At 73.7% G+C, this 25,104-nt stretch carries 23 protein-coding genes; 3 read left to right on the forward strand and 20 right to left on the reverse strand.

The annotated features are described in order from the left end of the window. Window positions 1-24 precede the first annotated feature (24 nt). Window positions 25-882: a putative protein N(5)-glutamine methyltransferase gene (locus NX801_RS24025; protein WP_258789970.1), complete on the forward strand. Its 858-nt coding sequence runs from the start codon at window positions 25-27 to the stop codon at window positions 880-882. Here NX801_RS24025 and NX801_RS30825 read toward each other — a convergent pair. From NX801_RS30825 to NX801_RS24075, 9 genes are all read right to left on the reverse strand, one after another. Continuing rightward, a complete protein-coding gene (locus NX801_RS30825) occupies window positions 848-4,480 on the reverse strand; it encodes an SAV_2336 N-terminal domain-related protein (RefSeq protein ID WP_309505883.1) in 3,633 nt (1,210 codons plus the stop codon). The genes NX801_RS24025 and NX801_RS30825 overlap by 35 nt on opposite strands. Continuing rightward, the gene (locus tag NX801_RS24035; RefSeq protein ID WP_309505884.1) at window positions 4,473-5,708 is read right to left on the reverse strand and encodes an ATPase; all 1,236 of its coding nucleotides are present in this window, start codon (window positions 5,706-5,708) and stop codon (window positions 4,473-4,475) included. The genes NX801_RS30825 and NX801_RS24035 overlap by 8 nt, the downstream gene beginning before the upstream one ends. Beyond that, a complete protein-coding gene (locus NX801_RS24045) occupies window positions 5,705-7,969 on the reverse strand; it encodes a vWA-MoxR associated conflict system protein (RefSeq protein WP_258789971.1) in 2,265 nt (754 codons plus the stop codon). The genes NX801_RS24035 and NX801_RS24045 overlap by 4 nt, the downstream gene beginning before the upstream one ends. Window positions 7,970-8,419: 450 nt before the next feature. Next, complete coding sequence (locus NX801_RS24050; protein WP_258789972.1) at window positions 8,420-8,989, reverse strand: hypothetical protein; 570 nt, start codon at window positions 8,987-8,989, stop codon at window positions 8,420-8,422. Between the two features lie 12 nt (window positions 8,990-9,001). After that, window positions 9,002-9,220 carry a hypothetical protein gene (locus tag NX801_RS24055; protein ID WP_258789973.1) on the reverse strand — a complete coding sequence of 73 codons (219 nt, stop codon included), beginning with the start codon at window positions 9,218-9,220 and terminating at the stop codon, window positions 9,002-9,004. Window positions 9,221-9,319: 99 nt separating this feature from the next. Beyond that, window positions 9,320-9,889, reverse strand: coding sequence for a hypothetical protein (locus NX801_RS24060; RefSeq protein WP_258789974.1), 570 nt, complete (start codon window positions 9,887-9,889; stop codon window positions 9,320-9,322). 14 nt (window positions 9,890-9,903) lie between these two features. Beyond that, window positions 9,904-10,122 (reverse strand): hypothetical protein, encoded by a 219-nt coding sequence (locus NX801_RS24065; protein ID WP_258789975.1) that lies wholly within the window; start codon window positions 10,120-10,122, stop codon window positions 9,904-9,906. Window positions 10,123-10,311: 189 nt separating this feature from the next. Then, a complete protein-coding gene (locus NX801_RS24070) occupies window positions 10,312-11,055 on the reverse strand; it encodes a hypothetical protein (protein ID WP_258789976.1) in 744 nt (247 codons plus the stop codon). A gap of 248 nt (window positions 11,056-11,303) precedes the next feature. Next, window positions 11,304-11,570, reverse strand: coding sequence for an HU family DNA-binding protein (locus NX801_RS24075; RefSeq protein WP_258789977.1), 267 nt, complete (start codon window positions 11,568-11,570; stop codon window positions 11,304-11,306). Window positions 11,571-11,767: 197 nt separating this feature from the next. Between NX801_RS24075 and NX801_RS24080 the strand changes: the two genes are divergently transcribed. After that, window positions 11,768-12,172, forward strand: a complete 405-nt coding sequence (locus tag NX801_RS24080) for a hypothetical protein (protein WP_258789978.1) — start codon at window positions 11,768-11,770, stop codon at window positions 12,170-12,172. On the opposite strand, the gene NX801_RS24085 is transcribed toward NX801_RS24080, so the two are convergent. The 5 genes from NX801_RS24085 to NX801_RS24105 form a co-directional block, all read right to left on the reverse strand. Then, window positions 12,133-12,843 (reverse strand): ribonuclease H family protein, encoded by a 711-nt coding sequence (locus NX801_RS24085; protein WP_258789979.1) that lies wholly within the window; start codon window positions 12,841-12,843, stop codon window positions 12,133-12,135. The two genes, NX801_RS24080 and NX801_RS24085, sit on opposite strands and share 40 nt — an antisense overlap. 362 nt (window positions 12,844-13,205) lie before the next feature. After that, the gene (locus NX801_RS24090) at window positions 13,206-13,367 is read right to left on the reverse strand and encodes a DUF5670 family protein (protein WP_258789980.1); all 162 of its coding nucleotides are present in this window, start codon (window positions 13,365-13,367) and stop codon (window positions 13,206-13,208) included. 266 nt (window positions 13,368-13,633) lie between these two features. Continuing rightward, entirely contained in the window at window positions 13,634-14,086 is a 453-nt protein-coding gene (locus NX801_RS24095; protein WP_258789981.1) for a hypothetical protein, read from the reverse strand. Between the two features lie 502 nt (window positions 14,087-14,588). Further along, window positions 14,589-15,506 (reverse strand): glycoside hydrolase family 19 protein, encoded by a 918-nt coding sequence (locus NX801_RS24100; RefSeq protein ID WP_428986215.1) that lies wholly within the window; start codon window positions 15,504-15,506, stop codon window positions 14,589-14,591. A gap of 383 nt (window positions 15,507-15,889) precedes the next feature. Beyond that, on the reverse strand, window positions 15,890-17,173 hold the full coding sequence (locus NX801_RS24105; protein WP_258789982.1) for an adenylosuccinate synthase: 1,284 nt from the start codon (window positions 17,171-17,173) through the stop codon (window positions 15,890-15,892). Between the two features lie 142 nt (window positions 17,174-17,315). Here NX801_RS24105 and NX801_RS24110 point away from each other — a divergent pair, with 142 nt between their 5' ends. Beyond that, entirely contained in the window at window positions 17,316-18,167 is an 852-nt protein-coding gene (locus tag NX801_RS24110) for a diacylglycerol kinase family protein (protein WP_258789983.1), read from the forward strand. Between the two features lie 115 nt (window positions 18,168-18,282). On the opposite strand, the gene NX801_RS24115 is transcribed toward NX801_RS24110, so the two are convergent. The 6 genes from NX801_RS24115 to NX801_RS24140 form a co-directional block, all read right to left on the reverse strand. Continuing rightward, the gene (locus NX801_RS24115; RefSeq protein ID WP_258789984.1) at window positions 18,283-18,945 is read right to left on the reverse strand and encodes a response regulator; all 663 of its coding nucleotides are present in this window, start codon (window positions 18,943-18,945) and stop codon (window positions 18,283-18,285) included. Further along, window positions 18,942-20,348: a sensor histidine kinase gene (locus NX801_RS24120; protein WP_428986216.1), complete on the reverse strand. Its 1,407-nt coding sequence runs from the start codon at window positions 20,346-20,348 to the stop codon at window positions 18,942-18,944. Before NX801_RS24120 ends, NX801_RS24115 begins: the two co-directional genes overlap by 4 nt. 817 nt (window positions 20,349-21,165) lie before the next feature. Then, on the reverse strand, window positions 21,166-22,068 hold the full coding sequence (locus NX801_RS24125) for an alpha/beta hydrolase (protein ID WP_258789985.1): 903 nt from the start codon (window positions 22,066-22,068) through the stop codon (window positions 21,166-21,168). Between the two features lie 161 nt (window positions 22,069-22,229). Continuing rightward, the gene (gene kynU, locus NX801_RS24130) at window positions 22,230-23,582 is read right to left on the reverse strand and encodes a kynureninase (RefSeq protein ID WP_258789986.1); all 1,353 of its coding nucleotides are present in this window, start codon (window positions 23,580-23,582) and stop codon (window positions 22,230-22,232) included. Then, a complete protein-coding gene (locus NX801_RS24135) occupies window positions 23,575-24,420 on the reverse strand; it encodes a tryptophan 2,3-dioxygenase (protein WP_258789987.1) in 846 nt (281 codons plus the stop codon). Before NX801_RS24135 ends, kynU begins: the two co-directional genes overlap by 8 nt. Before the next feature lie 222 nt (window positions 24,421-24,642). Next, on the reverse strand, window positions 24,643-25,056 hold the full coding sequence (locus NX801_RS24140) for a DUF3151 domain-containing protein (RefSeq protein WP_258789988.1): 414 nt from the start codon (window positions 25,054-25,056) through the stop codon (window positions 24,643-24,645). Window positions 25,057-25,104: the final 48 nt, after the last annotated feature.

Raw genomic sequence — 25,104 nt, forward strand, 5'->3', positions numbered from 1 at the left:
GGCGGGCGGTGCGAGGATGGCCGCATGGGAAATGAGGATGGCCGCGTGGGAGATATCGAGTCACCCCTCCGTGGGGTGGTGTCCCGACTGCGCGCGGCCGGGTGCGTGTTCGCGGAGGAGGAGGCGGAACTGCTGCTGCGGGCGGCGTCGGACGGCGACGTGGAGCTCGGCGCCCTGGTGGAGCGGCGGGTGGCCGGGGCACCGCTCGAACACGTCGTGGGGTGGGCGGAGTTCGCCGGACTGCGCATCGCCGTGGACGAGGGCGTGTTCGTACCGCGCCGCCGTACGGAGTTCCTGGTCGAGCAGGCCGTCGCGGCTACCCGCCCCGGCGCGGTGGTGGTGGACCTGTGCTGCGGCTCAGGGGCGCTGGGGGTCGCGCTGGTGAGCGTGGTGGAGGGGGCGGAGCTGCACGCCGCCGACGTGGACCCGGCCGCCGTGCGGTGCGCCCGCCGCAATGTCACGACGGTGGGCGGACGGGTGTACCAGGGTGATCTGTACGCACCCCTGCCCGCCGGACTGCGGGGCCGGGTGGACGTGCTGCTCGCCAACGTCCCCTATGTGCCGACGGAGGAGGTTCCGCTGCTGCCCGGAGAGGCGCGGGAGCATGAACCCCTGGTCGCGCTGGACGGCGGGGCGGACGGGCTGGACGTACTGCGCCGGGTGACGGAGGAGGCGGCCGGCTGGCTGGCGCCGGGCGGATGCCTGCTCTTCGAGACGAGCGAGCGGCAGGCCGGGGCCGCCCGCGCGGCCGTCGCGGCGGGCGGCCTCTCCGCCCGGGTGGCGGAGTGCGAGGACCGGTACGCCACGGTGATCATCGGCTCCCGGGTGCCCGCCGGACCCGGGGCGCTCACTCCACCAGGTACTCCGGCGCTCCGGCACTGAGGAACTCCACGTCCAGGTGGGGCCCGGGGCCGGTACGCGTGCGGAAGACAAGCCCCACCGACCGCCGCAGGGACACCAGTTGGCCGAGGGCGTCCGGCTCCGTCGGTTCGGCGTCCACCGGTCGGGCCGCTCCGGCCGATGACCGGTCACCTGCCCTCACGAACCCTTCGATCACCAGCTCCGCGTCGACGCGGGCCTCCCCCAGCACGGGGCCGGCCTCCTCGGAGTCGTACACCTCCCAGCGCAATGACCGCATATGAGGGGTGACTTGACGGATCTCGGCCCACCGCAGGGCGGTCGGCAGCCCGGTACGCGTCAGAATGACCCTGCCCTCGTCGTCCCGGCCCTCCGCGGACCTGTCGCTGATGACCCCGTGTCCCGTCATCGAGGCACAGGCCCAGCTCAGGACGGTGTGCAGCCTGGTGGCGTGCGAGGTGTCCTCCGGGGGAGCGGCGAGGAGCGCGGGAACGGGGAGATCCGGCTCCTCGGCCGGGGCGGGCCGCTCCCGGGGCATGTCCGGCACCGGGGCAGCCGGGACGGCGGACCAGTTGTTGCGGACAAGGGCGAGGGACGAACCGGGGCCCGGGGTCTCCCGGTAGCTGTGCTGGGGCCACCGGGTACCCCGCCTCCGGCCGTAGTGCCGGGACAGATACCCGAGAGTGAGGACGGGCGGACCGGCCGGCACTCCCCGGTCCAGCAGGTCCAGCAGCCGGGAGGTGAAGCACGGGGGAGCGTCCCGGTCCAGCAGGTCGTGCCGCACGACCAGCCATTGCGTGCTGGTCCCCACCTCCGGACGGGGGACCATCGGTGTGTCCGGGGCCGACTCCCACCGGCCGCCCGGTGGGACCCAGCAGTCCTCCGTCATGATCACGTGCCGGGCACCCACCGCGTCGGCGATCAGCCGGGGCAGTGGTGACCGTTCGGCACGCGGGAAGCGCCGGTGGTGGTACTCCTCCAGTTCATGCAGCACATGAGCGTCCCCGACCACATGGACGAACAGGGCGTCGTCGATCGGCCCGCTGACGGTCCAGAAGGCGTCCAGGATCTCTCCGGGGCCCGGGTCGAGCAGCACCACGCAGCGGTCCGCCGCCAGATTCCAGCCCTCCGCCGACATCATCAGCCGGCGCATCCGGTGCAGGGCCCAGGCGACCGCCTCAGCCTGTTCGCCGCCCGCCGCCGACCCGATCAGCAGAGCGGCGCTGCGCTGCGGATCGGGGAAGACCGGCCCGGAGGGCGCGGAGGGCCCGGGCCGGGCCGGGGCCGGTGGAGGGACGTGGCCGTCATGCAGGGCCGCCACCAGGCTCGCCGAGGCGTACGCGAAGATGCGCAACTCCTCCGGGAGCCGGTCGGCGGCGGGGACGGCCTCGGCGTCGATGGCACGGTGGGGGCGCGGGGCGTGGATGGCGATGTAGCGGGTCAGCGCGTCGTGCGTCCGCCAGGCGTCCCGGCGTCCCGCCAGCTCGGCCAGTTCGGCGCGCGCCCCCTCCCGGAACGTGACGACCGGCGGCCCGTCCGGAGGCACCATGATGTCGAGCGTCCCGCTGGTCAGCAGCTCGGCCACATCGGCGGTGGTCGCCTCGCGCACCACCTCCTGACGGATCAGCTGGATCAGCGGCAGGCTCAGCGAGGTGAAGAGCGCGCAGAGGCCGGCCAGCCGTACCGCCGGGAGGGAGCCGGTCCGGACCAGTACCTCCGCCGCCTCCCGGCCGGCCTCCGTCTCCGCCCGGCCGGCACCGGCGCCCGGGCCACCGTCCGCGTCACGACCGCCGACCACCCTCGGGCCGGTGGCCACCCCCGGGGCCGTGGCCGTCTCCCGACCGGCCTCCGCACCCGGTCCGCCGCCCCTGCCCGGGCCGGTGGCCGGCTCCAGGCCGGTGGACGGCTCCGAGTCGATGGCCGACTCATGACCGCCGACCACCCCCGGGCCGATGGCCACCCCCGGGCCCGCGGCTGTCTCCCGACCGGCCTCCGCGCCCGGTCCACCGCCCCTGCCCGGGCCGGTGGCCGGCTCCAGGCCGGTGGCCACCCCCTGGCCGGTGGACGGCTCCGGGACGGTGGCCACCCCCTGGCCGGTGGACGGCTCCGGGACGGTGGCCACCCCCTGGCCGGTGGACGGCTCCGGGACGGTGGACGGCTCCGGGACGGTGGCCACCCCCTGGCCGGTGGACGGCTCCGGGACGGTGGTCGGCGGCCGGATGTCGCCGGGCGGGAAGGTGCCGTACGGAGTGGGAGCCGGCCGGTCGGCCGCCGCGAACGGCGACACCACGGCGCCCGAGGCGCTCGCCAGCCCCGCCTCGAACCCCTCGGGCGCGCAGCGCATCAGGCCGTGCGCCCAGCGGCGTACGGCGTGCGGAGTGAGGGCGAGCATCGGCACCGGGGACCAGCCCGCCTCGTCGTCCAGCACCGCCCGGAGGTGCGGCGGGATCGTGAAGTCGAGGTCCGCGTTCCGGCCGCCCGGCACCCGGTGACGTACCCGCACGGCGGGCAGGTCCAGCGCGGTGCGGTGCCAGAGCCGGCCCGGCAGCGGGTTGACCAGGGCCAGCGGGCCACTCGCTCCCCACCGCCGCAGCAGCCGCCAGATCCGGGGCTCGTACCAGGAGGGCGCCGTGCAGTCCGAGATGACGAACACCAGCCGGTGGCCGTCCGGCACCACGACCGCCCGATCCGGGACGGGCTGGTCCCTGGCGTCGGTGACCCGCGCCTCCCCGTGCGTCCGTAACCGCCAGCGACGCACCTGGCGGAACGCCCCCGAGCTCTCCAGCAGCGCCGTGAACTCGTCCGCCGCGTCCCGCCAGAGGTCCATGGACGGATGGGAGTCGACCAGGACCAGGGCATCGAACCAGGGCTCGGGCATGGGCCCCAGCACCGGCAGCAGCTCGCCGCCGCGTGCGTACGCCTCGACGGTCGCCGCCAGGTCGAGGCCGGTGCGGCGCCCCCGGCGGCGGCGCATCAGCGGCCGCAGGGCCCGTCCCAGTTCCACCGCGTGCGGCAGCGCCCGGCCGGACGCCACCGAAAGGGGCAGTGCCCCGGGAGCGTGCGGCCGGCCGGGGAGGCCCGGGGAGCCGGGCAGCCGTTCCCGGACCCCGTACGGGCCGCCGGGCCCGGGCGCCGGAACGGCGCCGGTCTCCGGCCCCGCGCCCGGCCGGCCCCGGGGGCCCGCCCCCGGGGCGGCCGGTCCGCCGGCTCCGTCGGCCCCGGTGGTCGTCGTGCCCGGCGGCCCCTCCACCGGGTCCGCCGCCGGTTCCGCACCGGACGCCGCTGCCGCGCCCGGCTCCCCGGGGCGGACCGCTTCCGGGCTCGCCGGCACGCCCGGGCCCAGGTCCCGGCCGGCGCCCGCGCCCGACTGCTCCGGCCCGGACGCCGCGGCCAGCCACAGGACGTCCGCCAGCGTGGTGGCGTCCGGTGGCCCCAGCGGCCCGGACGGGCGACGCGGGCCGGACGGCCCGGAGGAGCCCGGCGGCCCGGACGCGCCCGGCGCGGGAGAACCGGCGCCCGCGCCCAGGGCGGTCAGCAGGGCGTCCAGCACCCGTCCCAGCTCATCGCCCCGCCCGTACTCCGCGGCCTCCGGCACCGGATGGGCCGAACTGCCCTCAGGCACCGGACAGTTCCCGCAGCAGGATGGCGAGGAGCCGGGCCCGCTGCTCGCCCCGCGGGCCCCGTTCGTCCGTCACGATCCGGACGGCGTTGAGCAGCTGGTCCACCGCCAGCGCCTCGCCCTTGGCCACCCGCCGCACGAACTCCTCGATGAGCTCGCGCCCGTCGCCGGTGACGGGCTGCCCCAGATGCGCCTCCACCGCCCGGCGCAGCAGGTCGGGAGTGAGCGGAGGCATGTCGTACCGGATGCAGCGCCGCAGGAAGGGCGCCGGGAACTCCCGCTCGCCGTTGCTGGTCATGACGATGAACGGGAAGCGGTCGCAGCGGACATGGCCGTTCTCGACCGGGTGGCGCATCAACCGCTCGGGGAGGTCGCTCTCCCCGTCCCCCGGCCACCGCCGGACCCCCACCCGGCGCCGGGAGTGCCGCACCAGCTCCGGCACCTTGAACTCGCCCCGCTCCAGCACGTCCAGCAAGTCGCTCGGCAGATCGAGGTCGCTCTTGTCGATCTCGTCGATCAGCAGCGCCCTGGGCCGCTCGCGGCCGGGCAGCAAGGCCGTCCCCAGCGGGCCGAACTGGAGGAACGGGGCGATGTCGTCCGCGCCCGGCCACCCGGTCTCCGGCCGAGCGGGCGGCCGCGATCCGGGCCGCTCGGCCGGCCCGGCTCCCGGCCCGCCGCCCTCGGCCCAGACCTCCGGACGGATCTCCTCCGTCGCCCGCGTCGCCCGTACCTCCCCCGGCTCTCGTACTTCCCTCGTCTCCCGTACTTCCCCCGGCTCTCGTATCGCTTCCGGCTCCCGCGCCGCCCCTTGTAGCTCCCGGGCGGAGCGCACCGTCCGTGCTCCGCTCCCGGTGGCCGGGCCGGGCGGCGGGGGCGGGACCGCCGCGCGGGACTGGGCGATGCGCAGGGCGTGGATGTGGCCCAGCGCGTCGTACCGGCACAGGGCGTCCTGGAGCGTGCTGCGGGAGGTGATGTGCCAGCGCAGCACCGGCCCCAGCCGCAGTTCCTCCGCCACCTGCTCGATCACCGTCGACTTGCCGCTGCCCGCCGCGCCGGTGATCAGCAGCGGCCGGTGCAGATAGACGGCCGCGTTCACCGCGTCGGTCAGCCCGTCGGGCGGCTGGAACGTACGCGGGTCCGCCGCACGGGGGAAGGTCCGCCAGGGCGGTGGCTCCGGCAGGGTGACGTCGCGCGGACCGCCGGTGCCCCGGTAGTACGTGTTCCAGCTCATCGGACACTCCTCGTGGAGGTGGTCTCGGTGTGCCCGCCCGACCTGCCGAACCACCCGCAGACGTCGAGCCAGGGCAGGTCGTGCCAGGCCGACCGAACGCCCGCCAGCGAGGCGAAGTCGTCCTCATGGACGGTCTCATGGACGGTCACTTCGGCGCCGGACGGCCCGGCGGCCGACCCCTCGGAGCCCAGCGGCCCGGCGGCCGGTGCTCCGGTATCCGGCGGCCCGGCACCTGGTGTCACGGCCTCCGGCGGCCCGGCGGCCGGTCGCCCGGCGGCGGCCCGCAGACGCGCGAGGTAGGCCGCCGTGAACTTGCCCGGCAGGCCGGCCCAGTGCCGGCCCAGCGCCACCTGGGTACGGGCCGCGGGGCCGGACTCGTCCCCCGGCCAGAGCAGGACCGGGGTGTACGGAAGCAGCAGCTGCACCAGTTCCACCAGGTCGGCGGGGCGGTGACCGATACCGATGGCGCGGTTGAACCCCCCGTCCCGGCACAACTCCTTCAGCCGCTTCGGCTCCCGGGTCGCCTCGGCGTCCAGCCAGTCCACCGGTGCCTCGCCATCCACCGGTACCTGATTCTCGGCCTTCTCCAGCTGCTCCCGGGCCCGGTCGTTGATCCCGCGCAGATGGCGCGGGACGAACAACCGGTCGGCCCAGCGGAGGGTGACCGTACGGTCCACACCGAGCCGGTACAGCCCGGCCTCGGCCTCCTCGGGCCGCCACGCGGGCAGCAGCGCCGCCGGGACCACCACGTCCACCTGGAGCAGCCGGGCGCCGGGCGGCAACCGGTCCTCCGCCCAGTAGAGGATCTCCGGCAGCACCGCCTCCACGCCCGCCTGGCTGGGGACGCACTCGAAGACCTCGCCGTGCGAGCAGCCGTCCCCGTCCCGCAGCCACACGGAGATCGAGTCGGGCCAGTCGACCCGGGCCGCGTGCAGGCTGACGATCAGGCTGATCCGCCGGTCACCGTGCCAGGCCGCCAGCTGCCGGCGGGCGTCCCCCAGCGCCGGAAGGGCACCGGCCGCCTCCGCCCACCGGTCGGCCCGCGCGTCCGCGCAGTCGAGCCCGCACGCGTGGGCCAGGGCGATCAGGCAGGGGGCCAGCGCCGACGCGGCGGCGTGCCGGACGTTCCGGCCGTGCAGCCGGGGGGCGTGCAGGGCGGTGAACTCCAGCAGATGGCGCAGCAGTTCCCGCCCGGCAAGCTCCGGCGGCGGGTGGAACGGCTCCCGGCCGCCCTGCTGGCCCGCGTTGAGCGCGGCGACCGCCCGCTGGATGACGTACGTCGTCAGGGCGCTGCCCGCCCAGTCGAACAACGCCCGCTCGGTGTCCGCCACCACCAGCAGGGCGTCCGCCACCTCCCGGACCCGCGGTGCCCCGCGGCCGGGGTCGGCCGCCGCCCGGTCCCGGAGAGCCCGCAGGGGCTCCGTGACGGCTGCCCCGGACAGGCCGCCGCCGGGCCAGGAGTCCAGTGCGGCGCGGAGGTCGCAGGCGCCGAGCTCGCCCAGCTCCAGGCCCGCCGTCCAGCGCGGTCCCCGGGCGTTGTGGGCGAGCCAGAGCCCCTCGTCGGCCGTGACCGAGCCGTCGTAGTCGAGCCATGCCGCGTCCTGGTCGGACAGCTCGGACATCAGCGCCTCACGGTAGGCCCGCAGGGGCACCACCTCCCCTTCCCCGGGGAAGCCGTGCCGGATCAGCCGGGTCAGGGTGCGGCCGAAGTCGAGCTCGAAGGCGCTCTGTTGGGCGGGGGCCGCGGCCAGGGCCGTCACCCGCGTCCGGCCCTTGGCGTAGCCGCCCACCAGGGCGTCCAGGCCCGGCAGCCCCGCCGCTGCCTGGCAGGTGTCCAGCAGCAGCACCACTCCGGCGATGCCGTCCTGGTTCGCCGCGGCCGTGACCAGGGAGTTCACATCGACGGAGCCCGCCGCGTCCTCCTCGCCGGTCGCCTCGGCCAGGTAGTACAGCCGGTTGCTGCCCTCCGGCGACTGGCCGTGCCCGACGAACGCGAGCACCAGCACCGCGTGTTGTCTGCCCGCCGCGTGGATCGCGGCCCGTACCGCCGTGTCCACCGTGTCACGGCCGGCCCTCCCCGACCGTACGAGCTCCGCGCCGGCCACCGGGCTCTCCTGACAGGCCCCCAGCGCCGGATCGGTGAGCACCTCGTACAGCTCGCCGGCGACCGTGTCGAGATCCTTCAGGTACTGCTGGGAGTCGCACTGCGAGGCGACGACCAGGACGTGCCGCGGCGCCCCCGCGCGCGGACCCCTTGTCACGGCACCGGCCACGACCACCCCCGAACCCCACTCCCCTCACGTGGAGTTCGACCGTACCAACCGTCCCATCGCCCGCGCAGACCTTGAGGAAAACTCCCGCCCGCGCGGAGCGGCGGCCCGGCCGGGGCCGGGTGTCCGGGGCTGGGCGTCCGGGGGCCGGTCCTCCGGGGCGGGCCCCCGGGGGGGCCGGGCCTTCGGAGGGCCGGCGCGTGGATCAGAGGATCGGCCGGACCGGGCCTCCGGGGACCGGGCGATCGGACCGGGCGATCGGACCGGGCGATCGGACCGGGCGCTCAGACCAGGGACCCGAGGACGGCGGCCAGCGGGCGGGGGGCCTCCTGGGGCTCACCACGGCTGCGCGCGTGGGTGCACCGAGTGCCCCCGCGCCGGTCAACCGCAACGTAACAGGGGCCCCTTGAGCCTCCCCGGTCGCTCCCTCCCCTACGCGGCTCAGTCCACCCGCAGCCCAAGGGCGCGCAGCGAACCGGGCGGTACGTCCACACCCTCCACGGCCTCCGCCAGCCGCAACGCCAGATCCGCGACCACCAACTCCGGCACCCGCTCCGGCACCACATCCCCAAGACTCCGCAAATACGCGGCGACCTCCCGCCAGGAATAGAACACCGACCCCCCGTCCTCGCTCAGGTCGAACACCGGAGCCGGAAACCCAGGCTCCTTGGCAAGCCGCTCCAGGTCATCGAGGCCGCGCTCACAACGCTGGGCCATCCGGCTCAGGACCACCTCGTCCTCATGACGGACACCGACGGCGCGCAGCCCGGGGATGAGCCGGATGTCCCGAGCCACCCGGGCAACGGCGTCCAGCAGTGACGGGGCCTCGACATCACACGGCAGCTTTCTGAGCTCTTCGGGATCGGAACAGACAGGGAACAACTCGGGGTTCTCCGGGCCGAGGACGTACCCGACGGATCCGTCCGCGAACGCGTCACAGTGGTCGAAGGCATCGGACTGCTCACGGGTGAGCGGCTGATTGACCACGAGGTGGAAGCTCCACGTAGGCACCGAGGCCTCCATTCAGTGGCGGTGTTTCTTGATGAAGTCGATGATGCGCTGTGCCTCGTCACCGGGGCTCTTCGGCGTGTCGAACACCGTGTAGGCCCTGCCGCAGGAACAGCACACCACCCACCCCCACCGGTGACTGTTCTTGTCGGGCACGACCCGGAGACCGGCCTTCTTGGCGCGGTCGAGTGCCGCCGCCACGTCCTTCTTCTGGTGCCGCCCACTGGAGATCATCCACGAACCCCCCTTCCATGGGCCGTCGTTGAGTCACTCCAACCCCGCGACCAAATGGGCGAGTAGCGAAGTTGACGACTGCCGGGCACACAGGCCGGCTCAGTCCACCCGCAGCCCGAGGGCGCGCAGCGAACCGGGCGGTACGTCCACACCCTCCAGAGCCTCCACCAGCCGCAACGCCAGATCCGCGACCACCAACTCCGGCACCCGCTCCGGCACCACATCCCCAAGACTCCGCAAATACGCGGCGACCTCCCGCCAGGAATAGAACACCGACCCCCCGTCCTCACTCAGGTCGAACACCGAAGCCGGAAACCCAGGCTCCTTGGCAAGCCGCTCCAGGTCATCGAGGCCGCGCTCACAACGCTGGGCCGCGTCGCTGAGGACCACGTCGTCCTCATGACGGACACCGACGGCGCGCAGACCGGGGACCAGCCGGACGTCCCGCGCCAACCGGGCAACGGCATCCAGCAGCGACGGAGCGTCGGTGCCGCACCACAGCCCCCGAAGTTCTTCGGGATCGCTGCGGACCGGGTGCAACTCGGGGTTCTCCGGGCCCAAGCGATACGAGATGGCCCCGTCGGCAAACACGTCACAGGTGTCGAAGAAGTCAGCCTGCTCACGGGTCAGCGGCTGGTTGACGACCAGGGTGAAGCTCCACTCGACCACGGTGGGTGCTCCTTTCAGTGCAGGTGCGCGGAGACGAACTGCTGGACGCGCTTGGCCTCGTCGCCGGAGTTCTTGGGCGTGCCGTGCACGGTGAAGGTCTCACCGCAAGGACAGCACACCACCCACCCCCACCGGTGACTGTTCTTGTCGGGCACGACCCGGAAACCGGCCTTCTTGGCGCGGTCGAGTGCCGCCGCCACGTCCTTCTTCTGGTGCCGCCCACTGGAGACCATCCGCAGAACCCCCTTCCAGGGGGCATCGTCGCGGGGCTCCAACTCCGTTGCGTAATGCGCGAGTAGCCAAGTTGACGGTCACCGGACGGGGGCGAAGGGAAGGCATGGCAGACGCAGGGCCCCCGCCGAAGGAAGCTCGGCGGGGGCCCTGCGTGGGTTCACCCGATTGGGCTATGAGTTACCAGGAGGTCATCCGCTCGTCTTGGCCGCGCCCGGGTCGACCACCTGGTCGGCGGGCGGCTGCTTGGCCTCGACCTTCTCGTTGTAGTCGCTGAAGGTCACCTCACCGGGCTGCTTGCCGCCCTCGGTCACCGCCTTGAGGATGTACGGCTCGCCCTCGGTGGCGACGTACATGGTCGTCTTCTCGCCGTTGGACTGCTTCTTCACCAGGGCCAGGGCGTCCTTGCCGTCGATCTCGGTGGTCTCGCCCTTGGTGAGGCCCTTGCGCTCGGACTTGTCGCTGTCCAGGGCGGCCAGGAACGCCTGCTTGTCGCAGACGCCCTCGGTGCCGGCCTGGTTGGGCTGGGACTTCACCCACTTGCCCTGGAGCTGCTGCACCTTCTGCTGGGTACCGGGTTGACCCTGCAGGGAGTTCTGCCAGAACTTCTGGTCCCCGCGCACATAGACCTGCTGCCCGAGCTGGAGCACCTCGGCCTTGGCGCCCTGGCCGGTGATGGTGCCGGTGCAGTGGTCCTGCTCGTCCACGTGGAAGTTGAGCCCGATCTCGTTGCCGGTCGGCTGGCGTGCCGTGCCCTCCACCCGTACGGACTTCGCCTCACGGGTCGCCTTCACCGCGTCGGCCGCTATCTGGTCCGGGCTCTTGCCACCGAACGCCTTGTCCGCGTCCTTGCCGTCGTCGCTGCCGCATCCCGCGAGCGCCGTCGCGCCCAGACATACCGCCACGGCCGCCACGAGCGCCTTCTTCGCCGCCATGAATTTCCTCCCGTAGACCCCGTGCGCACTCCGGCTGAGTGCTGGGTGGTCAGCCGTCCGCGTACCCGGGGCCCGGAAGGTAAACCGGGGGTAAATCCGGTCATGGCAGGGTGAGTTCAGGACGTTCCGCGCGGTTTTGCCGGGAGCCCGGGAAAGGGCGGGAGCCCCGGGAAGGAGGGTGGGTCCGGCGAACGGTCCCGGCGCCCGCCGGACCCGCCCCGCCTCCTCCCCGCCCCCCGGGCCGGTGCTCAGCGGCGGGTCTCGCCCGCCAGGAACTCGGTGAGCGCCTTGCCGGGCCTCAGCACCGCGCGGCCGTCCTCGACATGGAAGTCACCGAACCCGAGGACGGAGACCGCCCCGCCCTCCCGCAGTCCCTCCGCGAGGGCGCCGGGGCGCTCGACCGTGCCGAAGAGCGCGTCCAGTACGCGTCCCACGACCGCCGGCTCCAGTGCCCGTCCCCCGCCGCCGTTGCCGGTCTTGGCGGCCACCGCCCGTGTCAGCGCGTCCTTGTCCATGCGCGGTCACTCCTTTCGTACGGAAATGGGGTGTTCGCGAGCCATCGTGACAGCCGCGCACGGGGGCAACCGGCAGGACGGTCCGGGGCCGCCAGCGCGTCGCGGGCGGTCGTCACCTGTCCGCATGACAGGTGACGACACCGGAGACGCGTGCGGTGCGCGTCGGTAGCGTGACAGCGAGCGAGAGGAGAAGGCACGTGGAAGCACCGAACGCCGGGACGGGGAGCGTCCCCGCGGACCCGGAGGAAGAGGCCCTGGTGGAGCGGATCCGGGCTCAGCAGGCCGTGCTGGCGCGGCTGGCCGGCGCACCCCAGGGCCCCGCGCCCGCCGGCCCGGTCGCGGTCGAGTACGGCGGCGAGACGTTTCAGGTACCGCTGGCGGTGCGAGACGTCCGCGCGGCACTGCCGGCGGAGGCGCGCGACGGCTTCGACCAGGAGCTGGCAGCGGCCGCACCGGCGCAGGCGGGCCCGGTCGTCCGCAAATGGATCCTGGAACACCTGCTGGTCGGTGACGAGTTGGACCGGGTCGATGTACTGCTGGCCGCAAAGGAGCGGCCCGGTGGTCAGTCGGCCGGGGTGGCGGCCGACGCGCAGTCGGGGTGACCCCAGCCGTCCGGGTTCTTGGCGATCTTCTCACCCTTGCCGTACGGCTTTCCGCACCGGCAGCGGCCGGGGAACTTGGCGCTGATCGTCCCCCGCGCGGAGCCGGACTTCGCCGGGCCGGACCGCCGGGTGGACCCGGACCCGGCGGACCGGCGGGCGCCGGCGGCGGGACGGGGCTCGGCGTCGGGCGGGGGCAGCTCGGAGCCGGTCGCGGAGCCGATCGCCTCCTGGGTGCGGGCGGCGTGGCTGGCCGCACCGTCGGCGGCCGCGTTCAGGGCGTCGCCGCCGACCTGGTGGGCGGGGACGTACACGAAGTCCACCTCCCGGCCGGCCAGCAGCCCGTCGATGGCGACCACCAGGTCCTTGTTGGCCACCGGGGTGCCCGCGGCCGTCTTCCAGCCCTTCCGGCGCCAGCCGGGCAGCCAGGTGGTGACGGCCTTCATCGCGTACTGCGAGTCCATCCGCACTTCCAGCGGGACGGCGGGGTCGGTGGCCGCCAGCAGCTCGCGCAGAGCGGTCAGCTCCGCCACATTGTTGGTCGCGCGGCCGAGCGGGCCCGCCTCCCAGGTCGCCACCCGGCCGTCCGCATCCGCCACGACCCACGCCCAGGCCGCCGGCCCGGGATTGCCCTTGCACGCCCCGTCACACGCGGCGATGATCCGTTCCACCATTCCCCTGATGCTGCCATGCGCACGACCGCGCTCCGACCGGGGGCCGTCCAGGGGCCGTCCAGGGACCGATCAGGAGCCGGAACCAGCCCGGCCGGGGCCGCGTCCGGGGCCGGACTCAGGGCTCTCCGGCCGCGGCCCGCACGAGGAGAGCGGCGGTGTGAATGGAGGTCGCAGTTCCCTGCTGTGCACCGCCGCTCTCCCCTGGTGTCCCTTTTACCCGGACATCGGAAAACCAGCCGTTCGGCCGAGCGATTCGACGACACGACCATGACCCGAAGCGGACACGACGGAAGGGGCCACCCCGTGATGCGGGGTGGCCCCTTCCGTACGCACTTTCGCGCGCTTCTCCTGGTATGCGCCGACTACCAGCGATACCAGCGAGCGCTTCCGCCCTTGGGACGGGCGATGAAGCCGATCAGCCAGAAGACCAGCACGATGACGGCGATCCACCACAGTGCCTCAAGGGCGAAACCGGCGCCGAAAAGGATAAGAGCGAGCAGCAGAACAAGAAGCAAAGGAACCATTGTTATCAACCTCCGGAGCCTCTTGTTCCCCAGCCTTCCTCATCTCATTCTCTCGATTTCACGGGTTTCGCACACTCGTTCCAGGACATGAGCAGTGATTTCGCGCTCGCCGGACCGCGAGTGCCCGGACCCCGGGCGCCCGGGGTCCGGGCACTCGCGGCGCCTTACCGCGCGGGTTCAGGAGGGATCGGTACGGCGCCGCGGCAGGCCCTGGAGCAGCGGCGGCCCCTGCCCGCGGCAGGAGCGGGGCAGTCCCCGGGACACGATCACTGCCACTTGAGCAGCGAGGCGCCCTTCACCTGGATGGCCTTCTTGCCGAGGACGTTGCCCCACGGGACGTTCTTGATGGAGCCCTTCTTGCCGCACCCGGCGTCGTACCACTGCGACTTGCCCTTGCTGTTGAACCCCCTGACCTTGATGCACGGGGTGCCCCGCTCGGCCACCCAGCCGTACGCGGCCTTGTAGCCCTTGGCGCCGAAGATGCCGCAGGGGTCCTCGCTGGTCTGCCACTTCAGCGGAATCCCGACGGCCTTCTTCCAGTCCCCCGAGCACTTGGTGCCCGCCGGGGCCAGCTCGATCGTCACCACGTCGTCACCCGCCACGGCGACCGACCTGCTCTGCTCGCCGGTGACGACCGCACCGGCCGGGGCGGCACCCACGGACAGAACGGCGAGGGACGCCAGACCCACGGCGACGGCCAGATTGCGCGACTTCATCATTTCCCCTGTTCATGTCGCTGCCTCCAAGGAGGCGGTCGAGCAGATCCCGAAGCGGAGGGAGACGACAGGAAGCGGAATCCCGGGCTCCCCGAGAGGATGTCCCGGGGGCTCCACCACTGGAAGAGCACCTCCGGTGCACGCTGTTTCTCGAAATCCGCGCCGACTGAAATGTGGTCGGGGGAAAAATTAGTGGACCCGCGAGGAGCGTCGACAAACTGCGCGGTCGTGTCGATCCAACTCCGCGATCAGTGCGGGGCGCCGCCCCGCCGGGTTCTGCTCGCCCACCGAATCGGCACTGCCGGCGCGAAAGGAAAAGGAGTGGACAACACCCGCGCACGCCCGATGGGGCACCGCTCATGCGGAATGATCCCCGCCGCATTCTTCACCCCGCACCGATCGGCAGCCCGCCGGGGGCACGACGGCCCCGGAACAGCAGGTCGCCCCGGGTCGCCCCGGACGACGCTTCGGGGCGAGGCCCGGGGCGACCGGACGGGGGCGGGGCTCAGCAGCTGAGGTTGTTGCCCGCCGGGACGCCCAGGATCTGGGTGAAGGACTGGTACTTGCTCACCCGGCTCTGCACCTGGGCCGGGTTCTTGCCGTCGCACTCCAGCGCACCGTTGATGGAGCGGATGGTCTGCCCGAAGCCCGCGCCGTTGACCATGGCGTTGTGCGGGGTCATGGTGCCGGGGCCGTTCTGGGTGTTCCAGTACCAGAGGCCGGTCTTCCAGGCGACCGCCGGCTCACGCTCCACCCGGTACGGGTTGTTGAGCAGATCGATGCCGAGGGCGTCGCCCGCCGCCTTGTAGTTGAAGTTCCAGCTCAGCTGGATCGGCCCGCGGCCGTAGTACGCGGCCTGTCCGGCGGGGCAGCCGTAGGGCTGGTTGCGGTCGCAGTAGTGCGGGTAGTTCGCCTGATTCTGCTCCACGACGTACACCAGTCCGCCGGTCTCGTGGCTGACGTTGGCGAGGAAGGCGGCGGCCTCCTGCTTCTTCACCGTGTCGCTGCCGGTCTTGGCGAAGCCGGGGTACGCGCTGAGCGCCTCGGTGAGCCCCTGATACGTGTAGAACGGGTTCCGGTTCGGGAACATCTGGTTGAACTGCGCCTCGCTGACCACGAATCCGGAGGGGTTCGGGCCGGGCCCGGGGCCGGGGCCGGTGCCGCCGCAGGCACCCTGGTCGGCCCAGACGTCCGAGGAGCCGGGACGCTCGTTCTGCGTCCACCACTTGGCCTGCCAGTTGTGGCCGTTGTAGGAGGCGGTCTGGCCACCGGTGTAGACGGCGGAGGCGCTCCAGGCGGCCACGCACGGGGCGGCCGCCACGGACTCGGACGCCAAGGCCGCGTTGGCGGCCGCGGGGGCGAGGACGCCGAGACCGGCGGCCGTACAGACCCCGGTGAGCAGGGCGAGTGTCCGCCGGGACACGCGGCGGTACAGCCTCCGGGGCAGATGGCGAGACGTGCGCCGGGACATGCGTCGGGACATGGGGAAGCCCTTCCGTGGGGGGATCCGTGGGGGAACCCTGGTGGAGGGAACGGGACTTCACCTCACCGTGCGTGCTCTGAACCTGTCAAGGTCTAGACCAAAAATCGCCGTTTCCCGGAGATGGCGACGGCCGGCCCCGAAGAGCGGCGACGGCCGGCCCCGGGAAACGGTGACGGCCGGCATCCGGATGCTTCGGATGCCGGCCGTCGGCCGTGAACTCCTCCCGGGCTCCGGTCAGTCGCTGCCCGACGGGGCCCGAGCGCCGGCCGGGGAACCGGTCGGCGGAATCAGAGGGAGGAGAGGTGGATGGGCAGGGAGGGGGATCAGAGGAAGGAGTTGATCTCGATCGTCTCGGTACGGCCCGGGCCGACACCGATCGCCGAGATCGGCGCGCCGGACATCTCCTCCAGCGCCTTCACATACGCCTGCGCGTTCTTCGGCAGATCGGAGAAGGTCTTGGCCTTGCTGATGTCCTCGGACCAACCCGGCAGCATCTCGTAGACCGGCTTGGCGTGGTGGAAGTCGGTCTGGGAGTACGGGAGTTCCTCGACGCGCTTGCCGTCGATCTCGTACGCCACGCAGACCGGGATCTGCTCCCAGCCGGTGAGCACGTCCAGCTTGGTGAGGAAGAAGTCGGTCAGGCCGTTGACCCGGGTGGCGTACCGGGCGATGACCGCGTCGAACCAGCCGCAGCGGCGGTCCCGGCCGGTGGTGACACCGCGCTCGCCACCGATCCGGCGCAGCGCCTCGCCGTCCTCGTCGAAGAGCTCCGTCGGGAACGGACCGGCGCCGACGCGGGTGGTGTACGCCTTGAGGATGCCGATGACCCGGCTGATCTTCGTCGGGCCGACACCGGCACCGGTGCAGGCACCGCCGGAGGTCGGGTTGGAGGAGGTGACGAAGGGATACGTGCCGTGGTCGACGTCGAGCAGGGTGCCCTGGCCGCCCTCGAAGAGGACGACCTTGCCCTCGTCGATGGCGTTGTTCAGGATCAGCGTGGTGTCCGCGACGAACGGCTTGATCTGCTCCGCGTACTGGAGCATCTCCTCCACGATCCGCCCGGACTCGATGGCCCGGCGGTTGAAGATCTTGGCGAGCATCTGGTTCTTCTGCTCCAGCGCCGCTTCGACCTTCTGCTCCAGGATCGACTCGTCGTAGAGGTCCTGGACGCGGATGCCCACCCGGTTGATCTTGTCGGCATAGGTCGGGCCGATGCCCCGGCCGGTGGTGCCGATCTTGCGCTTACCGAGGAACCGTTCCGTCACCTTGTCGAGGGTGACGTTGTACGGGGTGATCAGATGAGCGTTTCCGCTGATGAGCAGCTTCGACGTGTCGACGCCGCGCTCGTTCAGCCCGCTCAGCTCGGAGAGCAGGACCGCCGGGTCGACGACGACTCCGTTACCGATCACCGGAGTGCATCCCGGGGAGAGGATGCCGGAGGGGAGAAGGTGCAGCGCGTACTTCTGGTCGCCGACGACGACCGTGTGGCCGGCGTTGTTGCCGCCCTGGTAGCGCACCACATAATCGACGGATCCACCGAGCAGGTCGGTGGCCTTTCCCTTGCCCTCGTCACCCCACTGAGCACCGAGCAGCACAAGTGCGGGCACAGGCGTACACCCCTTCCGGGCGGGGCATGTCCAAGGTCAGGGGCCGACGCCGCCTCACCGGTGTGCCCCGGAATAGACGAAGCCCCTGGCGCAATAGCGCAAGGGGCTCTTGCACAAAGATGCTACCCGAGGAAGGACCGAGGTGTCGGCTCACGACCAGCTGCTGGTGGTCATCGACCCGGTCGCCCGCCGGAGTGACGGCGAGTCCGTGCGGATCGCGAAGGACGTGCTGTGCGCCGGCGCGGAGGTGAAGGTGTGCTGGCCGGACGGTCCGGAGGAGTTCGGCCGGATGCTGTCCCGGCGGGGCTCGCGGCGCCCGGTGGTGATCGGTGACGACCGGGCGCTGCTCCGTGCGGTGACCCAGCTGCACCGCTTCCGGGAGCTGGCCGACGGGGCGCTGTCGCTGATCCCGGTCGGCGCGCGCGGGGCGGTCCAGCTGGCCGGGGCGCTGGGGGTGCCCGGGGACGCGGTGGCGGCGGCCCGGGCGGTGCTGGACGGCGCGGAGCGGCGGCTGGACCTGCTGGTGGACGACAGCGACGGGGTGGTCCTGGGCGGCCTGCGGATACCGGTCGGCCGCGCACCGGTGACAGCTGCGGCCCCGGGGACGGTGTGGGACACCTGCCGGACGCTGGTCCGCACCCTGGTCCGTCCGGCGCCCTCCGCCCCGGCGCCGCGCGCCCGGACGCAGCGGCTCCGGGTGGAGGCCGACGGGCGGCTGCTGAGCGACCTGGACGCCCCGGTGGAGGATGTGACGGTGTGCTCCCGGGGCGGGGCGGCGGAGGTGGTCGTGCGCCCCCGGTCGGCCGAGCCGGTGCGGGCGACGGCCTCGGCGGTCACCGTGTCGGGCGCCTCCTTCCGCTACCGGGCGGACGCGCTGGTGACCGGGCCGGTCTGGACCAGGACCTGGACCGTCCGGCCCGGCTCCTGGTCGCTGACGGTGCCGGTGGCGGTGCCGGGCCCGGGAGCGGAGAGCGCCGGAGCCGCGGCGGGCTGAGGCCGCCGGACCGGGCCCGGTCACCGCTCGGGCGGACCGGACGCCGGAAGCCCCGGGGCACGGCCGCCCGCGTCCCGGTCACCACCCCGGACGGGCCCGGGCGCCCCCCGGCGGGTCACCGCCCCGGCTGGACCAGGCGGGCCTCGTAGGCGAAGACGGCGGCCTGGGTCCGGTCGCGGAGGCCCAGTTTGACCAGGATCCGGCTGACATGGGTCTTGATCGTGGACTCGGCCACCACCAGATGCGCGGCGATCTCGGCGTTGGACAGGCCCTGGGCGATCAGGACCAGCACCTCGGTCTCGCGCTCGGTCAGGTCGCCCACCTGGGCCAGGGCGGGCGGGCGCGGTGCCTCGGCCGCCCGGGCGAACTCGGTGATCAGTCGCTTGGTCACCGTCGGGGCCAGCAGCGCCTCGCCGGCCGCCACCACCCGCACCCCGTCCGCGAGCTGCCGGGCCGAGGCGTCCTTCAGCAGAAAGCCGGAGGCCCCGGCGCGCAGCGCCTGGTAGACGTACTCGTCCAGATCGAAGGTGGTCAGCACCAGCACCTTGGCGTCGCTGTCCGCCGCGACGATCTCCCGGGTGGCGTCGATGCCGTTCAGCTCCGGCATCCGGATGTCCATCAGCACCACGTCCGGGCGGAGCGCCGCGACCTGGCGGACCGCCTCCCGGCCGTTGACCGCCTCGCCCACCACCTCGATGTCCGGCATCGCGCCCAGCAGCACCGAGAAGCCCTCGCGGACCATCATCTGGTCGTCCACGATCAGTACCCGGATGGTCATGCCCGGCCCTCCGTGTCCGTCGTCCCGGGGGTGTCCGAGGGGCCCGCCGCGCTCCCCGGGGGCTCCGGCTCCCGCTCGGCCGGGGACACCGGCAGGAAGACCGCCACCTCGTAGCCGCCGTCCGCCACCGGCCCGGCCGTCATCTCGCCGTTCAGCATCGCCACCCGCTCCCGCATGCCCGTGATTCCGTGCCCGGCGCCCGGCGACGGCTTGACCAGACCCCGCGCGGGCCCGTTCAGCACCCGCAGCCCCAGGCCGCCGAGCACGTACGACACCTCCACCTTGGCCGTCGCGCCCGGCGCGTGCCGCAGCACATTGCTCAGTGCCTCCTGGACGATCCGGTACGCCGACAGCTCCACGCCCTGCGGCAGCGGGCGTACGGCTCCGGTCACCGCCGCCTCGACGGTGAGCCCGGCGTCCCGTACGTTGCCGATCAGCCCGTCGAGGTCGGCCAGGGTCGGCTGCGGGGCCTCCGGCGCCTCGTAGTCCTCCGCCCGTACGACGCCGAGGATGCGGCGCAGCTCGGTCAGCGCGGCCACCGCGTTCTCCCGGATGGTGACGAACGCCTGCTCAAGCTCGGGCGGCGGGTTCTCCACCCGGTAGGGCGCGGCCTCCGCCTGGATGGCGACCACCGACATGTGGTGGGCGACCACGTCGTGCAGCTCCCGGGCGATGGTGGTGCGCTCCTCCAGCAGGGTGCGCCGGGACCGCTCCTGCTGGGTCACCGTCCGCTCGGCGGTGACCTCGGCCTCCGCGCTGTTCCGGACCTGCGCCACGCTGATCAGCAGCAGCACCAGCGCGGAGGTGACCATCATCGGGCCGGTGTCGGAGCCGCCGAACTGGGATCTCAGGACGACGTCCGCGAACATGCCGTACGCCCCGGTCACCACCCACATCCAGGCGGCGGTGCGCGGCCGGGTCCGGGCCGCCACGACCGTCAGCACCACCAGATGCGCGGCGAAGCACATGTCCGGCCAGGGCCAGCCGCTCCCGATCCCGCCCACGAAGGCGATGAGCAGCGTCACCGCCAGCGACAGCCAGAACGCGGCCACCGGACGTACCAGGGTGGCCAGCACCGCCAGCGCGGGCACCAGCCCCGGTACGAGGTGACCGGCGGCGTCGGCGACGATCAGCACCAGCAGCGCCCCGAAGGCGACGACCGCGTGCGGCAGCCAGCGCACCCACTTGCGTATCGGCTCCGACAGCCGGCGGATCACCGGCCGGTCGGTCCGCATCGGCGGCAGCGGGCGGTAGGCCAGGACATCGGTCAGCAGGTCCCGGCGCAGCCCCTCCATCAGCCCCCGGGCGTAGTGGTACTCGGGGCTGCGGCTCCCGGACGACGGGCGCCGGTCGCCCCCGGAGGGCGGGCGCCGGCCGGCGGAGGTGTGCGGTGATTCGGTCACGGGGCAACGGTAGGCGGACGCGGTGGTGAGGTCGTCACCTTGGATGCGGATTCCGCCGCCTCCCCCTGGAGTACTACCTGGCCCGTCCCCGCCCCCACCAGGCCGGACACGACCGGGAGGCCACCGGTGCGCCCCGGCCCCGCGCGGGCGACCGGGGACCGTGGCCGGGCGCCGGAACCGGGCCACGCCCCCGGGAGGAGCCGGACGGCGCCCGGACGGCCGGAACCGCCGGAACCGCCGGGGACACCGGCGGCACCGGAGCGTGCGCGGACGGGACGCCCGCGCCGGGAGCCCGCCGGGAGGCACCGGCCGGAAGTGCCGCCCCGGGGACCGGGAAGGGAATCCGCCGGGAAGCCGACAGGCGGGGTGCCGCACGGGAACACACGGGAACCCGGGGAAGGCAGCCGGAACAGCAACCCCGGTACGCCCCGGCGTCACGGGACCTCGACGAGGCCCGGGCCGTCAGGGCCGCGGGCACCCGGCGCGGACCACCGGGCACCAGCACCCGGGCACTATGACGCCGGGGCACCGGGCACAACGACGCCGGGGTGCCGGGGCCACCGGGCGCGGGCGGGCCGCCCGGCGGGGAGCCGTCGTACCGCCGGACGGCCGGGGCGGCCCGGGGCGCCGGGGGCAGCGGGCCGGGCGGGCCGCCGGAGGCCCGGGCCCGTACGGTTCGCCGGGCCGGACGGCCGCCGAACCGCGCCCGCGCGGGGCGCCGGGCAGCCGCCCCCCGTAGGGACCGCCGGGCAGCCGGCTCCCCCGTACGACCGCCGCCGGACAACCGCCCCCTGTGCGGACGGCCGGGCCCGGTGGCTCACCAGGCCAGCTGGGCGATCTCCTCCGCGACCACCGCGCAGGCGTCCGCCGCCGGGTCGATGAGCGGGAAGTGCCCCACCTCGTCCAGCAGCGTCAGTCCGGCCGTCTCCCCCGCCTTCGCCGCGGCCTCGGCGTACGCCTCCGCGACCGCGCGCGGCACCACCACGTCGTCCCGGCCCTGGACCAGCGTGGTGGCGATCCCGGTCGGCAGCAGCAGCGCCGGGTCGGTGTGGGCGGCGCGCTCGGCCAGCCGGTCCGGGCCGCCGAGCAGCTGGGTCACCGCACCGCCGCACACCTCCAGCTCCACCGCCAGCCCGAAGTGCGCGATCGGGGCCAGCGCGACCACCCCGCGCAGCTCCGGGGCCCTCGCCGGCCGCCACGGCGAACCGGCCGGCAGCACGTGCCGCGCCGCCGCCCAGAGCGCCAGATGGCCACCGGCCGAGTGACCGGTGAGCACCGTCCGGCGCGGATCGGCGGCCGGCAGGTGGACGGCGGCCAGCTCCGGCAGGGCGTCCAGCGCGGCGGCCACGTCGTCGAAGGTCTCGGGCCACCGCCCGGCCACCGGGCCGCCGCTCCCGGCCTCGCCGGTGGCCGGGGACCCGGCGCGCGGGCCCGGAAGGCCGCCGCCGCGCCGGTACTCGACATTGGCCACCGCGAACCCGCGCCGGGCCAAGTAGTCCGCGAACGGGGTGATGTGCCACCGGTCGAACCGGGCCCGCCACGCCCCGCCGTGCAGGACCACCACCAGCGGCACGTCCCCGTCCCGGCCGTCGCGCGGGGCGTAGAAGTCGATGACCTGGTCCGGATGATCGCCGTACCGGGCGGTGGAATCCGGGTCGACGGCCGGATGCGACAGGGCCGAGGCCTCCTCGGCGGCGTCGCGCGCGGCGGGGTCGGGCATGGTGCTCAACCTTTCGGTGTCGGGGCCGGATTGGCCTGACCTGCGGGGACGGTACCAGGAGTGGCAACCCCCGCACCGCCCCCGCGCGCCCGCCCCCACCGGGGCGCCGGCACCGGGCCCCGCTACACGGAGACCGCCTGTACCGGAAGGGGAGGCCCCGGTTAGGCCCCGCCGCCCGCCGGCACCTCCCGCACCACCTCGGCCAGCACCCGGGCCGCCCGCTCGGTGTCCGCGAAGCCGACATAGAGCGGGGTGAACCCGAACCGCAGCACATCCGGGCGGCGCAGATCGCCCACCACGCCCCGGGCGATCAGCCGCTCCATCACGGCCGGCGCCTCCGGGCAGCTCAGCGCCACCTGACTGCCCCGCTCACGGTGCTCGGCCGGGGTCATCGAGACCACCCGGCCCTCGGGGACGTACGCCGCCACGCACTCCAGGAAGAAGTCGGTCAGCGCCAGGCTCTTGGCCCGCACCGCCGCCACCGAGACCCCGTCCCAGACGTCCAGCGCCGACTCCAGGGCCAGCATCGAGAGGATGTCGGGGGTGCCCACCCGGCCGCGCGCCGCGCCGGACGCCGCCCGGTAGCCGGTGGTCATCCCGAACGGATCGGCATGCGAGTTCCAGCCCGGCAGCGGCGAGTCGAACCGGTCCTGGTGGCGCTCGGCGACATACAGGTAGGCCGGTGATCCGGGGCCGCCGTTGAGGTACTTGTACGTGCAGCCGATCGCCAGGTCCACCCCGTGCTCGTCCAGTCCGACCGGCAGGGCGCCGGCGCTGTGGCAGAGGTCCCAGACCGCGAGCGCGCCGGCCGCGTGCACGGCGGCGGTGATCCCGGGCAGGTCGTGGAGCCGGCCGTCCCGGTAGTCCACGTGGTTCACCAGCGCGGCGGCGGTGCGCGGGCCCACCGCGTCCGCGACCGCCCCGGGCTCGACGGGCACGAGCCGGGTTCCGGTCAGCCGGGCGGCCGACTCCGCGATGTAGCCGTCGGTGGGGAAGGTGGTCGCGTCCACCACGATCTCGTCCCGGCCGGGGCCGGCCAGCCGCACCGCCCCGACCAGCGCCTTGAAGACATTGACACTGGTCGAGTCACCGACCACGAGCTGCCCCGGGGCGGCGCCCACGAGCGGCGCGATACGGTCCCCGATCCGCTCGGGCGCGGTCCACCAGCCGCTCTCCTCCCAGGAGCGGATGCGCAGCTCGCCCCACTCGCGGGTCAGCACCTCGGCCATCCGGGCCGGCACATGCGCGGGGAGCGCGCCCAGCGAGTTCCCGTCCAGATAGACCCCCGCGGAGCCCGCTCGGGACTCCGCGGCCACGCCGCCGTTCTCGCCGTCACCGAGGGCGAAGAGCTTCCGCAGTCCCGCCAGCTCGTCCGCGGCGTCCAGCTCCCGGGCCCGGTCGCCGAGCACACTCGTCTCCTTCCCGGCCGTCCCGGCCTCATTGTTCTTCCCGGCGTTCTTCCCGGTGCTCCTCCGGGCGTTCTCCCCGGCCTGCTCCTGGGTCGTCTCAGACATGGCTGCGCGCCGTCCACAGCTCGGGGAACACGTTGTTCCGGGCGCGCTTCTCCAGCCACGCCACCCCGGCCGAGCCGCCGGTGCCGGTCTTGGCGCCCATCGCCCGCCGGGTGGCCATCAGATGGTCGTTGCGCCATCGCCAGACCAGCTCGCCCACATCGGTGAGCGCCTCGCCCAGGCGGACCAGCTCGCCGTTCTGGTCCGGGTCGGCGTAGATCCCGGCCCAGATCTCCTCGACCGCCGGGGAGGGCTCGTACTTCCGGGCCAGATCGCGGTCGAGCACCTCGCGCGGCACCGGCAGCCCGCGCCGGGCCAGCAGCCGCAGCACCTCGTCGTAGAGGCTCGGTTCGTGCAGCGCCTTCTCCAGCTCCGCGTGGACGCGCGGCGCGCCCCGGTGCGGGACCAGCATCGACGCGGACTTGTCGCCCAGCAGGAACTCCAGCCGCCGGTACATCGCGGACTGGAACCCCGAGCCCTCCCCGAGCGCGGCCCGGTAGGAGTTGAACTGGGCGGGGGTGAGCTGTCCGAGCGGTGTCCAGGAGGCGTTCAGCGCCTCCAGCTCGCGCACGGACCGCTTGAGCGCGTCCCGCGCCACCGGGAGCCGGTCCTCGCGCAGCGCGCGGCTCGCGGTCTCCCACTCATGGACGATGACGGTGAACCACAACTCCATGACCTGGGTCGTCACCAGGAAGACCATCTCGCCCGGGTCGTCCGAGAGCGGATGCTGGAGGTGGGTGAGGACGTCCGCCTGGACGTAGTCCTCGTACGGTGTGGTGCCGGCGAAGTCCAGGTTCGGGGTGTCCGAACCGGCCGCTGCGGCATCGGGGGCAGTAGACATCGCTGTCTCCATCAATGCGTGCTACCGGGTAGCGGTCCGCTCCGTCCAGCCGACTGGAGAGCCCCGGTCCCCTCGGGACCGCGCCACAGCAGTGGTACGCGGTCCCGTCCGCATCATGACACGACTCACCGGGTCGCACACGGGGCCGAGGCCGACGGCCCGCGCCGGGCCCGTCCCGTCCCCGGCCTCGTCCCGTACCCGTGCCTCCGGTTCCCGGTCGTCTCAGCCGAGCGTCTCCGCCGCCAGCGGGGAGGAGTCGCGCAGAAACTCCGAGCAGCGCTCGTACTCGGCCTGCTCCCCGATGTCCTGCGCGGCCCGCGCCAGGGCGTGCAGCGCCCGCAGGAAGCCCCGGTTGGGCTCGTGCTCCCAGGGCACCGGACCGTGGCCCTTCCAGCCGCTGCGGCGCAGGGCGTCGAGCCCCCGGTGGTAGCCCGTCCTGGCGTACGCGTACGACTCGACGACCCGGCCGCCCTCGTACGCCTCGTCGGCGAGCCGCGCCCAGGCCAGCGAGGAGGTCGGGTACTTGGCGGCGACATCCGCCGGGTCGGCGCCATTGGCCAGCAGCTCGCGGGGCTCCGGGTCGTCCGGCAGATGGGTGGGCGCCGGTCCGCCCAGCAGGTTCTCGTGGATGCTCATGGCCCCCAGTGTCCCCCACCCCCGCGCGCCCCGGCCCGGCCCCCGCAG

This window comes from Streptomyces pyxinae (genome assembly GCF_024756275.1).
Classification (GTDB): domain Bacteria; phylum Actinomycetota; class Actinomycetes; order Streptomycetales; family Streptomycetaceae; genus Streptomyces; species Streptomyces pyxinae.

Coding starts and splice junctions, on each gene's coding strand:
- NX801_RS24095 (WP_258789981.1), bottom strand. CDS start 14,086: ATGATGAAGTCGCGCAATCTGGCCGTCGCCGTGGGTCTGGCGTCCCTC.
- NX801_RS24090 (WP_258789980.1), bottom strand. CDS start 13,367: ATGGTTCCTTTGCTTCTTGTTCTGCTGCTCGCTCTTATCCTTTTCGGC.
- NX801_RS24035 (WP_309505884.1), bottom strand. CDS start 5,708: ATGAGCTGGAACACGTACTACCGGGGCACCGGCGGTCCGCGCGACGTC.
- NX801_RS24025 (WP_258789970.1), top strand. CDS start 25: ATGGGAAATGAGGATGGCCGCGTGGGAGATATCGAGTCACCCCTCCGT.
- NX801_RS24075 (WP_258789977.1), bottom strand. CDS start 11,570: ATGGACAAGGACGCGCTGACACGGGCGGTGGCCGCCAAGACCGGCAAC.
- NX801_RS24115 (WP_258789984.1), bottom strand. CDS start 18,945: ATGACCATCCGGGTACTGATCGTGGACGACCAGATGATGGTCCGCGAG.
- NX801_RS24140 (WP_258789988.1), bottom strand. CDS start 25,056: ATGAGCATCCACGAGAACCTGCTGGGCGGACCGGCGCCCACCCATCTG.
- NX801_RS24125 (WP_258789985.1), bottom strand. CDS start 22,068: ATGCCCGACCCCGCCGCGCGCGACGCCGCCGAGGAGGCCTCGGCCCTG.
- NX801_RS24135 (WP_258789987.1), bottom strand. CDS start 24,420: ATGTCTACTGCCCCCGATGCCGCAGCGGCCGGTTCGGACACCCCGAAC.
- kynU (WP_258789986.1), bottom strand. CDS start 23,582: ATGTCTGAGACGACCCAGGAGCAGGCCGGGGAGAACGCCCGGAGGAGC.
- NX801_RS24055 (WP_258789973.1), bottom strand. CDS start 9,220: ATGATCTCCAGTGGGCGGCACCAGAAGAAGGACGTGGCGGCGGCACTC.
- NX801_RS24085 (WP_258789979.1), bottom strand. CDS start 12,843: ATGGTGGAACGGATCATCGCCGCGTGTGACGGGGCGTGCAAGGGCAAT.
- NX801_RS24065 (WP_258789975.1), bottom strand. CDS start 10,122: ATGGTCTCCAGTGGGCGGCACCAGAAGAAGGACGTGGCGGCGGCACTC.
- NX801_RS24070 (WP_258789976.1), bottom strand. CDS start 11,055: ATGGCGGCGAAGAAGGCGCTCGTGGCGGCCGTGGCGGTATGTCTGGGC.